Genomic DNA, 12752 nt, shown 5'->3' with positions numbered 1-12752 from the left:
GCCCATGCGCAAGCAGCTACTCGCCGCCGCCCTCTGTCTGGCCGCGACCGCCACCGGATGCGGCGCCACGGTGGAGCCGGCCGAGGACGCGAAACCCTCCTCCTCCATCACCCTGACCAACTGCGGCCGCAAGGTGACGTACGACAGGGTCCCCGAGCGGGTCGTCACCAACGACGTCGGCATCACGGAGCTGATGTTCGCCCTGGGCCTGGAGGACCGCATGGCCGGCTTCGCCATGCCCGACGACAAGGGAGACCTGCGCGGCGTGCCCTGGAAGGACGCCTACGACAAGGTCAAGTGGCTGTCCAAGGACCAGCTCACCAAGGAGAACGTCCTCGACGCCCGCGCCGACCTCGTCTTCGCCGGCTGGAACTACGGCTTCCGCGAGGACGGCGGCTTCACCCCCGACGCGCTGGCGAAGCTCGGCATCCCCTCGTACATCCTCACCGAGTCCTGCCACAACGGCCGTACGAAGTCCTCCCGCGGCATCATGCCGCCCCTGGACGCCCTGTACGCCGACCTCGCCAACCTCGGCGAGCTCTTCGGCGTCCAGAAGCGCGCGGCCGCCCTGATCGCCGACTTCAAGAAGCAGGTCGCGGACGTGCGGGCGAAGGCACCCAAGGGCTCCGACCGCCCTTCCGTCTTCCTCTACGACAGCGGCCGGGACACACCCTTCACCTCCGGCCGCTACGCCGCCCCGGAACAGATCATCACCGAGGCCGGAGGCGTCAACGTCATGCACGACGTGGCGGACTCGTGGACCACGGTCGGCTGGGAGAGCGTCGTGGAGCGCGACCCGGACGTCATCGTCATCTGCGACTACGGCGACGTCGGCGCCGAGCAGAAGAAGCGGTTCCTGCTCTCCTACGCCCCGTTGCGCGACGTCTCCGCCGTCAAGCACCGGCGCATCATCTCCCTGGACTACGCCGACCTGGTCGAAAGCCCCCGCAACCCCTCGGCGATCGCCCGCCTCGGCGCCTACCTGCGGACCGTCGCGAACGACAGGGCCTAGTAAGCGAGTTGCCCGATGCCCCCGTCGACGCGCAGGACGGTCCCCGCGGTGTAGGCGGATTCGTCGGAGGCGAGATAGACCGCCGCCTTCGCCAGCTCGGTGGCGGTTCCGAGGCGGTGGAGGGGTACGGTCCGCCGGAGCCGCTCGTACAGGGCGGCCCGGCGCTCGGGACCCAGGGAGGCGAACGCGTTGGTGACCGTCGGGCCCGGGCTCAGTCCGTTGACGCGGATGCCCCGGTCCTTCAGCTCGTGGGTGAGTCCGCGGGTGTAGGAGAGCAGGCCCGCCTTGGCCGCGCCGTAGACCGTCGCGTTGTCGTGTCCGATGTACGCGGACACCGAGCCGACGAGGATGACCGAGGACTGCCGTGAGAACAGCGGCAGCAGGTCCTTGATCAGGAAGAACGGCGATTTGAGATTGGTCGCGACGAGCGCGTCGAACGCCTCCTCGGTCCATGCCTCGATCGGCAGGTGGGTGGTGTCGGCGGCGTTGGCCATCAGGATGTCGAGCTTCGGCCACTCCTGTCGCAGGCGTGCCGCGAGCGCCGCCTGGCCGGGTACGTCACCGGCGTCACTGGCGATGGTGAGCAGCGGGCCGTTCAGTTGCCGTGCCGCCTCGTCCAGCCGTTCCCGGGAGCGGCCGGTGATGGCGACGGTCGCTCCCTCGGCGAGGAACGCGCGGGCCGTCTCCAGGCCGATGCCGCTCGTCCCTCCTGTGATCAGTGCGTGCTTTCCCGCCAGACGATCCATGGTCGCGTTCCCTTCTCAGATCGCGGTGCGGCCGCCGTCGGCGGCCACCACCGCGCCGGTCATGTAACTGGCCCGGTCGCCGGCGAGGAAGGCGATCACGTGGGCCACCTCGGCCGGGTCGCAGGTGCGCTTGAGCGCGGTGGCCAGGCCCATGCCGCCCATGTCCGGGCCCATCGCGGCGACCACCTTCGCGGTGCGCATGGGGCCGGGGGCGACGGCGTTGACCCGCACGTCCGACCCGGCGAACTCCGCCGCCCAGGTGCGGGTCAGTGATTCGAGCGCCGCCTTGGTGGCGCCGTAGACGGCCGTGCCCGGCATGCCGAGACCGGCCGCGGTGGAGCTGACGTTGACGATGCTGCCGCCGCCGCGCGCGGCCATCTTCTCCGCGAACAGGGCGGTGAGCAGGAACGGGGCGCGCACGTTCACCGCGAAGGCGGCGTCGTAACTCGCGAGGTCCTGCCCGGTGGTGGGGGAGAACGCCATCACGCTCGCGTTGTTGATCAGGATGTCGACGGCTCCGGCGTCCTCGGCCAGTCGCCGCACGCCCGCCACGTCCGACAGGTCGGCGGCGACGAAACGCACCGTACCGGCGGACTCGCCACCGGCCGCGCGGAGTTCTTCCACGACGTGGGCACCGCGCCCCGGGTCGGTGCCGGTCAGGATCAGATCGGCTCCGCCCGCGGACAGCACCTTCGCCGTCGCGTGACCGAGTCCGCCGATCGCGCCGGATCCGGTGACGAGCGCCGTCCTGCCCGCGAATTCCATGGCCCCACCCTTCGTGCCGGGCCGGTGAACGACCCACTTCTGTGCACCCGTTCAAGAAGTGCCGCACCGGAAGCTACGACTTCTTGAACGGGTAGTCAAGAAGTCGTAGGATCCAGCACGTGGCACGAACCGGACGCCCCCGCGAGTTCGACAAGGAACGGACGCTGGAGCGGGCACTCGAACTGTTCTGGTCCCGGGGATACGGGGCGACGTCGATCCAGGACCTGGTCGACGCGCTGGGCGTCGAACGCGGCAGCCTGTACGGCGCGTTCGGTGACAAGCGCCGCTTCTACCTCGAAGCCGTCCGGCTCTACTGGGAGGTGTACGAGCGGCACCTGACCGCCGCGCTCGACACCGGCCCGGTCCTGCCCGCCCTGCGCGACATCCTGACCCATCCCGTGCGGCTGGACGAACTGGTCACCGACGCGGGCGTGCCGCAGGGCTGCCTGGTCGGCAACACGACCGCCGAACTCGTCCCCCAGGATGGCGACGCCACGCAGATCGTCACCCGCTCGTACCGCCGCTTCACCGACATCGTGGCCGCCGCGCTCCGCCGCGCCCAGGCCGCCGGAGAGGTCACGGACACGTCCTCCCCGGAGGCCCAGGCGCAGCTCCTGCTCTACCTCGTCCAGGGTCTGTCCCTAGTATCGAGGGCGGGCCTCGACAGGACGGCGGCCCAGACGGCGATCGACGCGGCCCTGGAAGGGCTACGGGCATGACCGGGGAGGGAGACCGCCGAGGTGGTCGGTACGTCGTGAAAAGGGAATCGGCACAGGTGAGGCCGGCGCGCGAGGAAGATCTCCCGTCGGCGGAGCGCGCCTCTGCCGCACTCTTCCTCAAGGCGGACCGGCGCAGCAGAAGAGTGTGCGAACCGGAGGTCGAGCCCCGCTCGGAGACCGCTTCGGAGCAGTGGATCGAGCGGATGCGGTACTACCTCCAGGTCGACCCGGCCGGATGCTGGGTCGCGGTCGGCGAGGACGGGGACGTCATCGGATTCGCCATGTCGCAGAACCGGGGCGACGTCTGGTACCTGGCGACCTATGGGGTGCTGACGAGGTGTCAGGGGCAGGGAATCGGCAAGCGGCTCATGGACGCCGTGCTGGCCCACGCCGACGGGCGACCGGGACTGTTCTCGTCCACGGTGCATCCCGCGGCCACGCGCCGTTACCGGCTGGCCGGCTTCACGCTCCACCCGCAGATGCGCATGGTGGGCACCGTCGACCGCTCGACGCTGCCGGCGGTGAGCGGGCTCCGGGAGGGCCGGGCCGACGACTTCGAGTGGATGGACCGGCTCGACGAGCGGCTACGCGGGGCGGGCCACGGCCCGGACCACGCGTACATGCTCGAACGGCTGCGCCTCGTCGTGTCGGACGACCCCGGCCGGCCCGGGTACGTGTACGTGGACGAGGAACAGGGGCGGGGCGTCCTGCTGGCCGCGGGGGAGCCGCGAACCGCCCAGGACCTGCTCTGGGAGGCCCTGGCGGTCTCCCGCGGAGACACGCTGGTCAACTGCATCACCACCGCCAACCACTGGGCGGTGGACGTGGGGCTGGCAGCCCGGCTCGACATCGGGCAGGAGGGATATCTCGCGGTCCGGGGCATGGCGGAGCCGGCGCCCTATCTGGCCAGCGGGCACTTCCTCTGACGGCTCGACCGCCCGGACCCTGGGGCGTCCGACCGGGACCCGGCCCGGACCGGTCAGTGGCAGGCGGTGGACCGGTCAGTGGCAGGCGGCGGCCTCTTCCACGGTCTCCCGTACCTTCAGGAACGTATCCGCTCCCGTGATTTCCAGGAGTCTGCGGATCTGCCGCGTCGGCGCCGCCACGCGGAGGTCGGTCTTCTGGTGGGCGAGGATCAGCAGGTTCAGCAGCGACGAGTCCCCGAAGGTGATGCCGGAGGCGTCGAGGACCACCGTCCGGTGTTCCTCGGCCGCCGCGTCCAGAGCCTCCGCCAGAGGCTTGACCGAGCACATGTCGTAGGACCCGTGCGCGCTGATGACCCGGACGCCCCGGCATTCGGACTGTGTCACCGCGGTCGGCTCGGCGATCCGAGGCGGTGTCCCACCGGCGCCGCCGGGGCGGTCCGAGACCCCTTCTTCCACAAACACCCTCGGCTCCTCCCACGTCTTCCCCCGCTGAGAACACGCTTCTGATAGCGCGAAAAGTATGTCATGCATTCGGTGTCGGGCAAAGTGGGTCAGTAGAATGCCGTGCATGGTTGCAGTGCCTGGATCCCACACCGGTTGGACGTTCATCACGAACCACGCGCGAGTACTGGCGGCCATCGCCGACAACCCGAACATCCGGATCCGTGACATCGCCGCCCACTGCCGGCTCACCGAGCGTGCCGTCCAGCGGATCATCTCCGACCTCGAGCAGGACGGTTACCTCTCCCACACCCGCGAAGGACGCACCAACACCTACCGCGTCGAACCGGACAAGGTCCTGCGCCATCCCGCGGAAGCGGGCCTGACCGTGGCCGCCCTGCTCTCCCTGCTCGTCCGGGACGAGACCGACCGCATAGGGGAACCCGACAGCCACTCCGGCCCGCTGGCCGCCACCGGCGGCACGGGCCAGTAGCGACCGGCGGCCGGGCGTCCGTCGATGGCGAGCCCGCGCCGGTTCCGCCGTCGGCCCGCGTACTCACCCGCCTTGTGTTCCCTCAGCCACCGCGGGCGGCTGGAAGCAAGCGGTGACGTCCTTGCCGCGGGGGCAACGGCGGACCTCCCAGTCGTCGGCGAGGGCGTCGACCAGGAGCAGCCCGCGCCCCCCGAGGGCGCGGTGGTCCGCGTGACGTTGCTCGGGCAGCCGCGGTGAGGCGTCATGCACCGTCACATGCAGACACCGCTCGTCCCAGGTGAGGATGAGCTGAGCGTTGCTGTGGGCGTGGACATGGGCGTTGGTGACCAGCTCCGAGACGGCCAGCACGACCGAGTCCACCAGAGCCGGTGCCGTACGCTCCCAGCCGAGCGCGGACACATGCGCACGCGTCCAGTCCCTGGCCTCCTTCACTCCGGCGCTGATCGGCAACGAGCGTGCCCACCCGACAGCCCTCATGGACGACTCGTCCGTCATGGTTTCTCCTCAAGTCGCCGACGGTTTCCTGTCCCGTCTGCCCCGGTACGCGGCGACCCAACGTGACCCGGCGGTGACGTCCCGCGCCGTGCCCGCCGCCGTACGGGGCGCCGTCGTGTGGCGTGGCCGACAGTTCGGACACCCTGGCTTGCCCGGCACGATCGGGGGTACACGGGCCCGGGAATGACAGAGCAGAGGCGGTGCGGATGGTACGGACCTTCGCCGGCGAGGACAGCATGGCGGCCCACTCGGACGACGCTGTCCTGAGTGCTGCGGTGGCTCTGGACGGGCAGGGACCGTCCATCGCGAGAGCCCGCCACGAGGCTGCCGCGTTTCTCACCCGGATGCGCTCCGAGCACGGTGTCCCGGTCTCGCAGCGGGCTGTGGAGGTCACGCAGCTGGTGGTGAGCGAGCTGGTCACCAACGCGCAGAAGTACGCGGGCGGCCCGATCGTGATGGACCTGAGGATCGCGGGCGACCTGGTCGAGGTCCAGGTGTGGGACTCCGACCCCGTGCTGCCGGTGGCCCGTGCCGCCGACATCGGCCGGGTGGGTCAGCACGGCCTGGAGATCGTCATGGCCCTCTGCCAGGGCCTCGAGATCACCCGGGAGCCGGTCGGCAAGCGCATCACCGCCCGCCTGGCCCTGACGGACGATCCGCGGGGCGGGCCAGGAGGCTGGTGAGGCCGTCGCGCCGGGTCCCGGAGGCCCCGGTGAGGACGCGGCACATGAGGGTCCCTCGGGGGAAGTGGTGCGCGATGTCGTGGCCCTGGGTCAGACCCTCCTCCATGGAGCGCGCGGCGCACGCGGCGTAGGAGCCGGTGGCGCGGCGGGTGACGTCGAGCGCGCTCGGGCAGTGCGGCAGGCGGCCGATGACGACCCTGCCGAGCGCGCCGCGCAGGCCGTCCCCGTGGCCGCCCCGGCCTGGACGGCTCTCGCCCTACGTACGCCGTGCGGTCGGCCCTGACGGCGACCGCGGCCGTGCCGTGCCGCGCTGTGCCGCCCCGGCCGCCACCGTACCCGCCGGTGCCGCGACGCCGACCGGCCGGGAGCGGACGGCCGAGGCCGCGGGCGCGACCCGCACGGCCGCGAGGACGACACCGGCCGGAACCACCGGCAGCGGCAGGGCCGGTGCACCTGCCCTCGGGGAGGGCCGGGCCGGCGGTGCGCGTGTCCGCCCGGGAGGCCCGGTCGCCGCGCCCGTGGCGGCTTCCACGCCGGCCGCTCGCCTCAAGGGCCGTCGGCCTACGGCCGATGAGGGAGGACGTCGAGGCCGTCGATCAGGCGGCCCAGGAACCGGCTGAAGGTCGCTTCGGGGGTGAGGGAGAGCCCGGGGGCGGCGAGGGCCGCGGCGAGTTCCGGGTGGTGGCCGTCGGCGGCGACGGCGGCGAGATAGCGGGCCTCGGCCGCGGCCCTGTCCGGGGACCGGGAGACCGCGGCCTGGGCGATCTCGTGACCGACGTGCCCGGCCACGAACGCGGTGAGCTGGGCGAAGATCTCCAGCTTCGCCGCGCCGTCCAGCCCGGTGGGCCGCAGGACGGCGAGCGCGTGTTCCAGGAAGGCCAGTGTGTTGGGTCCCGGCACGCGACGGGTGACCAAGGCGGCGGGCAGCCAGGGATGGCGCAGCATGTGGGCGCGCTGGAGGTGGGCGACGGCCTTCAGGTCGGCGCGCCAGTCGCCGGTGGGCGGTTCCGTGACCGTCAGTTCGCCGCTGACGTGGTCGACCATCAGCTCCAGCAGCGTCTCCTTGTCGGGGGCGTAGGTGTAGAGCGACATGACGCCGGCACCGATCTCGGCCGCCACCCGCCGCATGGTGACCGCTTCGAGCCCTTCCGCGTCCGCCAGGGCGACGGCCGCCGCGGTGATCGCTTCGCGGCTGAAGGAGGGCCGGCGCCCCTTGCGGGGTTCGGTGGGGCGCAGCCAGAGCTGTTCGGGGTCGACGCCCGGGGCGCCGGACCCACCGGCTTGGGGCACGGTCTCGGGTTCCTTTCCGCTGGTCGTGGAGGCGGGCTCTTGTCAGGGCCATCCAAGCATCCTCTATTCTCGTACACCGTACGGAATAAAGGAGGGGAACGATGCCATCACCCACGCCCGAAACCGTGGCCGGCCCGGTCTGGGCGCCGCCCGCCGGTCGACTGCCCCTGTCGTCAAGGATGCTGAGGGCGACCTGGCGGGGCCTGCCGGCGAAACGGCACGAGGTCGGATGGGAGCCGGGGCTGGCGGTGCCCGCCGCCGACGGCAGCCCGTTGATCACCGACCACTACTTCCCGCGCGCGGAGGGCGACTTCCCCACCCTCCTGGTCCGCTCGCCGTACGGCCGGGGCCTGCCGTGGTCCGCGATGTACGGCCTGCTCTTCGCCGAGCAGGGTTTCCACGTGGTCCTCCAGAGCTGCCGCGGCACCGGCGGTTCGGGCGGCGCGTTCGACCTGTGGCGCAACGAGGCGGCGGACGGCCGGGCCACCGTGGCCTGGCTGCGCGGGCAACCCTGGTTCGACGGAACCCTCGGGACCGTGGGCCCCAGCTACCTGGGCTACACGCAGTGGGCCCTCGCCGCGGACCCGCCGCCGGAACTCAAGGCGATGGTGGTGCAGGTGGGGCTGCACGACCCCTACGGCCTGTTCTACGCGGACGGCACCCTCCGCCTGGAGAACGCCCTCGCCGTCGGCGCGGGCATGACGTACCAGCACCAGGGCATGGCACGGTTCCTGAAGGCGACCCTGCGCCTGCGACGCCACCTGCGCGCCGTCACCACCGCTCGGCCCCTGCGCGGAGCGTACGTGCCCGCCCTCGGCGAAGTCCCCTGGCTGGACGACGTGTTGGCGCACCCGGACGCCCATGACCCCTACTGGGACGGCGCGTCGGCGGCCCGGCCGGCGGAGCGGCTCAGCGTGCCCACCGCTCTGCTCACCGGATGGCACGACGTACTGGCCGACCAGACCTTCGAGCAGTACGGCCGGCTGCGGCGGGCCGGCTGCGAGACCGCCCTGCTCGTCGGCCCCTGGACCCATACCTCAGCCCTGCGGCAGGGCTGGCCCGAGGTGTTCGCGGAGAGCCTCGCATGGCTGCGCGCCCACCTGTGCGCCGACCCGTCCGGGCTGCGCCCCACCACGGTGCGCGCGTACGTAGGCGGAGAAGACGCCTGGCGGGACCTCGACGACTGGCCGCCGGCCGCGGCTGTCACCCCGTGGTACCCCGCCCCCGGTGGACAGCTCGTCCTGCAGGCCCCGACGGACCCGGCACCGCTGACGACGTTCCGCTACGACCCGGCCGACCCCACCCCGTCCCTCGGCGGCCCGCTGCTCTCCCGCACCGCCGGCCCCCGGGACAACGGCCGGCTGGAGGCCCGGGACGACGTCCTGACGTTCACCGGTCCGCCGCTGACCGAGTCGCTGGACATCCTGGGCCCGGTCTCCGCGCGGCTGAGCGTCTCCACGGACACCGGCCACGCCGACGTGTTCACCCGTCTGTGCGACGTGGACGCGCAGGGCCGCTCGGTCAACGTCTGCGACGGGCTGGGCCGCCTTCGGACGACCGGAGACACGGCCTCGCGGGTCACCGTGCCGATGAGCGCCACCGCCCACCGCTTCCCCGCCGGGCACCGCATCCGCTGGCAGATCAGCGGAGGCGCCCACCCCCGCTACGCCCGCAACCCCGGCACCGGCCGATCACCGGTGGACGCCACCACGTTCACCCCGGTACGCCTGACCCTCCACACGGCATCGGTACTGATGCTGCCCCGCACCTCCGGGCTCGTGGCGGACGGCTGACGGGCCGGTCCGCCCGGCCGAGGGTGCGGCGTGCCGGTGGCCGTGCCGACGGACGCGAGGTCCGATTCCCGCCAGCGGGGAAGCGCCCCGCTCGGCACAGTGACCGGCACGCCCCCATCCGTGCGAGGAGCCCATGCATCTGACCGTCGAACCGAGAGTGCTCTACTTCGGCACTCCCGTGGTCCTGCTGAGCACGTCCAACGAGGACGGCTCGGCGAATCTGGCGCCCATGTCCTCCGCCTGGTGGGTGGACCGGTCCTGCATGCTGGGTCTGGACGAGACCTCGCAGACCACGGAGAACCTGATCAAGTCCCGTGAATGCGTGTTGAATCTCGCTTCCCCGGACCTCGCCGGCGCGGTCGACCGCCTGGCGCTGCTCACCGGTTCGCGTGTCGTGCCCGACCACAAACTGCGCAAGGGCTACCGGTACGAGCGCGACAAGTTCAAGGCGGCGGGCCTGACCGAGACGGCTTCCGAGCGGGTACGTCCGCCCCGGGTGGCGCAGTGCCCGGTCCACCTGGAGGCCGTCGTGGACCGCGTCCATCCGTTCGGCGAAGAGGGCTCCGGTCTCGTGGCGGTGGAGGCACGTGTGGTACGCGTCCACGTCGAGGAAAGCCTGCTGGTACCGGGCGACCGCCGCCACATCGACGCCGACCGCTGGGACCCCCTGATCATGAAGTTCTGCGAGTTCTACGGCAACAGCCGCAACGTCCACCCGTCCCGACTCGCCTCGGCCTGGGGTATCACCGGCCCCACCACCGCGACCACCGGCGGCTGAACACGGCCCCGCCCGCGCGGCCGGGCACCGACACGGCGTTCGGGCCGAAGCGGATGAAGGCGGCCGGCGCCTGGCCACGTGCACACGTCCCTGGCCCCGCGGCCTCCGGTGACGGCCGCATCGGCGGTCCACCCGGCATCCGCCTGCGAAAGCTTCGTTCTTCATTCGACAGACAGGGACGTGGCCCGAAGTCCGTGGCGGGAACGAGGGGGGGAGTCGACTCCTGGCGCCTCCTCGCGTTGACCGCATATGTCGCTTTGTCACGCGTTGTTAACGCTGAGCGGCACGGCGAAACATTTCGGATGCCACAGCGACACCTGCGAGAGGTATTGACGGCGTTCACCGCTTCCCTATCCTTCAGATGGCCGACATTGCGGCCGACGGTCGGTATTTCGAACACTCCCAATGTCATGCGCACGACAGTCGGCCTACTCAAGGTTGAGGAAACCCCCATGGACAGAGGAAGTTTCAGCCGCAGGCATCCGTCCGCGGCGCTCGCCGCGGTGCTCGCGGCCCTGACCGCGCTGGCGGCGATGCTCGTCGCCACCCCGGCTCAGGCGGCCTCCAGCGGCGCCCTGCGCGGAGCCGGTTCCAACCGGTGTCTCGACGTGGTGGGCGGCGGCCAGACCGACGGCACGGCCCTCCAGCTCTACGACTGCTGGGGCGGGACGAACCAGCAGTGGACGCTGACGGACGCCAACCAGCTCACCGTGTACGGCAACATGTGCCTGGACGTTCCGGGCCACGCCACCACGCCCGGGACCCGGGTGCAGATATGGACCTGTTCCGGCGGCGCCAACCAGCAGTGGCAGGTGAAGTCCGACGGCACGGTCGTCGGCACCCAGTCCGGGCTGTGCCTCGAGGCCGCGGGCGCCGGCACGGCCAACGGTACGGCGGTGCAGATCGGTACGTGCAACGGCGGCAGCAACCAGAAGTGGAGCGGCCTGACCGGGACGACGCCGCCGGAGGGCTCGTGCGCCCTTCCGTCGACGTACCGGTGGTCGTCCACGGGCGTGCTGGCGCAGCCGGCCAACGGCTGGGCCGCGCTGAAGGACTTCACCACCGCGAAGTACAACGGCAAGCACGTGGTCTACGCGTCGAACGTGTCGGGGTCGTCGTACGGCTCGATGGCCTTCAGCCCCATCACGAACTGGTCGGAGATGGCGTCGGCCCGCCAGACCGGGATGAGCCAGTCCGCGGTCGCGCCCACGCTGTTCTACTTCGCGCCGAAGAAGATCTGGGTGCTGGCCTACCAGTGGGGTGCCTGGCCGTTCATCTACCGCACCTCCAGCGACCCCACCAACCCCAACGGCTGGTCCGCCCCGCAGCCGCTGTTCACCGGCAGCCTGCCCGACTCGGGCACCGGCCCGATCGACCAGACCCTGATCGCCGACGACCAGAACATGTACCTGTTCTTCGCCGGTGACAACGGCAAGATCTACCGGGCGAGCATGCCGATCGGGAACTTCCCGGGCAACTTCGGCTCCTCGTACACCACGGTCATGAGCGACACCGTGAAGAACCTGTTCGAGGCGCCGCAGGTCTACAAGGTCAAGGGCCAGAACCAGTACCTCATGATCGTCGAGGCCCGGGGCGCGAACGAGCAGCGCTACTTCCGCTCCTTCACCGCCACCAGCCTCAACGGGTCCTGGACCCCGCAGGCCGCCACCGAGAGCAACCCCTTCGCGGGCAAGGCCAACAGCGGCGCCACCTGGACCAACGACATCAGCCACGGCGATCTGATCCGCGACAACCCCGACCAGACCATGACCATCGACCCCTGCAACCTCCAGCTCCTCTACCAGGGCAAGTCCCCGACCGCGAGCGGCCCTTACGACCAGCTCCCGTGGCGCCCGGGTGTCCTCACCCTCCAGCGCTGATCGTTCCGGCGTGGGCGGTGCCGCCCGGCTCCGGCCGGGAGCACGTCGCGGCACCGTCCCCGCCGTGTAACGAACGTGTCTTGAGCGCGAGCGCGAGGCAACTGGCGTGACCCCGCCGCCTATCAAGGAGGGCAGAAGGCCACACGGGTGAACAGTCGCCCGGATCGCTCGCCAGTAGAGGATGGACACGAAGCATGCGCACTCGGAAGATCTCGGCACTGACCATCTCGGCCGTGGCCCTCGGCCTGGCGCTGACGGCATGCGGCAACGACGGCGACGACGCCAAGACGTCCCCCTCCTCTACCTCTTCCTCCTCCTCTGCGGCGAGCGACTCGTCGGCCACGGCCACGAGCACCCCGCGGTCCGACGGCGCGGACGGCAAGTCGTCGGACACGTCCGCCGGCAAGTCCGGCACCGCGGGCACCGGTTCCTCGGCCGCGCCCGGCAAGCCCGCCACCTCGGAGGGCAAGTCGTCGGGGGCTCCCGCCCAGGCCGCCGTGAAGTGCACCGACAAGATCAACTACGCGGGCGACCCGCGGTCCAACGCCGAGATCAACTCCATTGGCGAGCAGACGGGCACGTGTCCGCCGGTGCGGAAGCCGGCCGACGACGACAAGAAGTGCACGGACAAGATCAACTACGCGGACGACGTGCGCTCCAACGCCGAGATCAACTCCATCGGTGCGGAGACGGGCACGTGCCCGCCGGTCAAGCGGAAGTGACCAGAACGT

At 71.2% G+C, this 12752-nt stretch carries 14 protein-coding genes; 9 read left to right on the top strand and 5 right to left on the bottom strand.

From position 1 onward, the window contains the following. Positions 1-4 precede the first annotated feature (4 nt). A complete protein-coding gene (locus tag ACSURM_RS09675; RefSeq protein WP_436954608.1) occupies positions 5-1012 on the top strand; it encodes an ABC transporter substrate-binding protein in 1008 nt (335 codons plus the stop codon). Here the strand turns inward: ACSURM_RS09675 and ACSURM_RS09670 are convergent. Together ACSURM_RS09670 and ACSURM_RS09665 are read right to left on the bottom strand one after the other, a co-directional pair. Beyond that, positions 1009-1758 (bottom strand): SDR family oxidoreductase, encoded by a 750-nt coding sequence (locus tag ACSURM_RS09670; protein ID WP_436954607.1) that lies wholly within the window; start codon positions 1756-1758, stop codon positions 1009-1011. The two genes, ACSURM_RS09675 and ACSURM_RS09670, sit on opposite strands and share 4 nt — an antisense overlap. A 15-nt stretch (positions 1759-1773) precedes the next feature. Continuing rightward, positions 1774-2523 (bottom strand): SDR family NAD(P)-dependent oxidoreductase, encoded by a 750-nt coding sequence (locus ACSURM_RS09665; RefSeq protein WP_436954606.1) that lies wholly within the window; start codon positions 2521-2523, stop codon positions 1774-1776. A 119-nt stretch (positions 2524-2642) separates the two neighbouring features. Between ACSURM_RS09665 and ACSURM_RS09660 the strand changes: the two genes are divergently transcribed. After that, positions 2643-3242: a TetR/AcrR family transcriptional regulator gene (locus ACSURM_RS09660; protein WP_436954605.1), complete on the top strand. Its 600-nt coding sequence runs from the start codon at positions 2643-2645 to the stop codon at positions 3240-3242. 56 nt (positions 3243-3298) lie between these two features. Beyond that, positions 3299-4168 carry a GNAT family N-acetyltransferase gene (locus ACSURM_RS09655; RefSeq protein ID WP_436954604.1) on the top strand — a complete coding sequence of 290 codons (870 nt, stop codon included), beginning with the start codon at positions 3299-3301 and terminating at the stop codon, positions 4166-4168. Positions 4169-4243: 75 nt separating this feature from the next. Here the strand turns inward: ACSURM_RS09655 and ACSURM_RS09650 are convergent, their stop codons facing one another. Further along, entirely contained in the window at positions 4244-4552 is a 309-nt protein-coding gene (locus tag ACSURM_RS09650; protein WP_436954603.1) for an STAS domain-containing protein, read from the bottom strand. Between the two features lie 184 nt (positions 4553-4736). On the opposite strand from ACSURM_RS09650, the gene ACSURM_RS09645 reads away from it, so the two are divergent. Then, the gene (locus tag ACSURM_RS09645; protein WP_436954602.1) at positions 4737-5102 is read left to right on the top strand and encodes a helix-turn-helix transcriptional regulator; all 366 of its coding nucleotides are present in this window, start codon (positions 4737-4739) and stop codon (positions 5100-5102) included. Between the two features lie 63 nt (positions 5103-5165). On the opposite strand, the gene ACSURM_RS09640 is transcribed toward ACSURM_RS09645, so the two are convergent. Then, entirely contained in the window at positions 5166-5597 is a 432-nt protein-coding gene (locus ACSURM_RS09640) for an ATP-binding protein (protein WP_436954601.1), read from the bottom strand. Between the two features lie 206 nt (positions 5598-5803). Between ACSURM_RS09640 and ACSURM_RS09635 the strand changes: the two genes are divergently transcribed. Continuing rightward, the gene (locus ACSURM_RS09635) at positions 5804-6280 is read left to right on the top strand and encodes an ATP-binding protein (protein WP_436961016.1); all 477 of its coding nucleotides are present in this window, start codon (positions 5804-5806) and stop codon (positions 6278-6280) included. A 561-nt stretch (positions 6281-6841) separates the two neighbouring features. Here ACSURM_RS09635 and ACSURM_RS09630 read toward each other — a convergent pair. Then, on the bottom strand, positions 6842-7570 hold the full coding sequence (locus ACSURM_RS09630; RefSeq protein ID WP_436954600.1) for a TetR/AcrR family transcriptional regulator: 729 nt from the start codon (positions 7568-7570) through the stop codon (positions 6842-6844). A gap of 179 nt (positions 7571-7749) precedes the next feature. Between ACSURM_RS09630 and ACSURM_RS09625 the strand changes: the two genes are divergently transcribed. The 4 genes from ACSURM_RS09625 (at position 7750) to ACSURM_RS09610 (ending at position 12743) form a co-directional block, all read left to right on the top strand. After that, positions 7750-9363, top strand: coding sequence for a CocE/NonD family hydrolase (locus tag ACSURM_RS09625; protein WP_436961014.1), 1614 nt, complete (start codon positions 7750-7752; stop codon positions 9361-9363). Positions 9364-9496: 133 nt separating this feature from the next. After that, positions 9497-10141 carry a flavin reductase family protein gene (locus tag ACSURM_RS09620; protein ID WP_436954599.1) on the top strand — a complete coding sequence of 215 codons (645 nt, stop codon included), beginning with the start codon at positions 9497-9499 and terminating at the stop codon, positions 10139-10141. Positions 10142-10593: 452 nt separating this feature from the next. Then, positions 10594-12021 carry a non-reducing end alpha-L-arabinofuranosidase family hydrolase gene (locus ACSURM_RS09615; protein WP_436954598.1) on the top strand — a complete coding sequence of 476 codons (1428 nt, stop codon included), beginning with the start codon at positions 10594-10596 and terminating at the stop codon, positions 12019-12021. A 194-nt stretch (positions 12022-12215) separates the two neighbouring features. Further along, entirely contained in the window at positions 12216-12743 is a 528-nt protein-coding gene (locus ACSURM_RS09610; RefSeq protein WP_436954597.1) for a hypothetical protein, read from the top strand. Positions 12744-12752: the final 9 nt, after the last annotated feature.

The sequence above is a fragment of the Streptomyces sp. SudanB182_2057 genome (assembly GCF_964272715.1).
In the GTDB taxonomy this organism is placed as follows: Bacteria; Actinomycetota; Actinomycetes; order Streptomycetales; family Streptomycetaceae; genus Streptomyces; species Streptomyces rubradiris.
The sequence above is the reverse complement of the archived record's forward strand: the minus strand, read 5'-3'. Positions and strand labels throughout refer to the sequence as shown.

Coding starts and splice junctions, on each gene's coding strand:
- ACSURM_RS09675 (WP_436954608.1), top strand. CDS start 5: ATGCGCAAGCAGCTACTCGCCGCCGCCCTCTGTCTGGCCGCGACCGCC.
- ACSURM_RS09670 (WP_436954607.1), bottom strand. CDS start 1,758: ATGGATCGTCTGGCGGGAAAGCACGCACTGATCACAGGAGGGACGAGC.
- ACSURM_RS09665 (WP_436954606.1), bottom strand. CDS start 2,523: ATGGAATTCGCGGGCAGGACGGCGCTCGTCACCGGATCCGGCGCGATC.
- ACSURM_RS09645 (WP_436954602.1), top strand. CDS start 4,737: ATGGTTGCAGTGCCTGGATCCCACACCGGTTGGACGTTCATCACGAAC.
- ACSURM_RS09640 (WP_436954601.1), bottom strand. CDS start 5,597: ATGACGGACGAGTCGTCCATGAGGGCTGTCGGGTGGGCACGCTCGTTG.
- ACSURM_RS09635 (WP_436961016.1), top strand. CDS start 5,804: ATGGTACGGACCTTCGCCGGCGAGGACAGCATGGCGGCCCACTCGGAC.
- ACSURM_RS09625 (WP_436961014.1), top strand. CDS start 7,750: ATGCTGAGGGCGACCTGGCGGGGCCTGCCGGCGAAACGGCACGAGGTC.
- ACSURM_RS09620 (WP_436954599.1), top strand. CDS start 9,497: ATGCATCTGACCGTCGAACCGAGAGTGCTCTACTTCGGCACTCCCGTG.
- ACSURM_RS09615 (WP_436954598.1), top strand. CDS start 10,594: ATGGACAGAGGAAGTTTCAGCCGCAGGCATCCGTCCGCGGCGCTCGCC.
- ACSURM_RS09610 (WP_436954597.1), top strand. CDS start 12,216: ATGCGCACTCGGAAGATCTCGGCACTGACCATCTCGGCCGTGGCCCTC.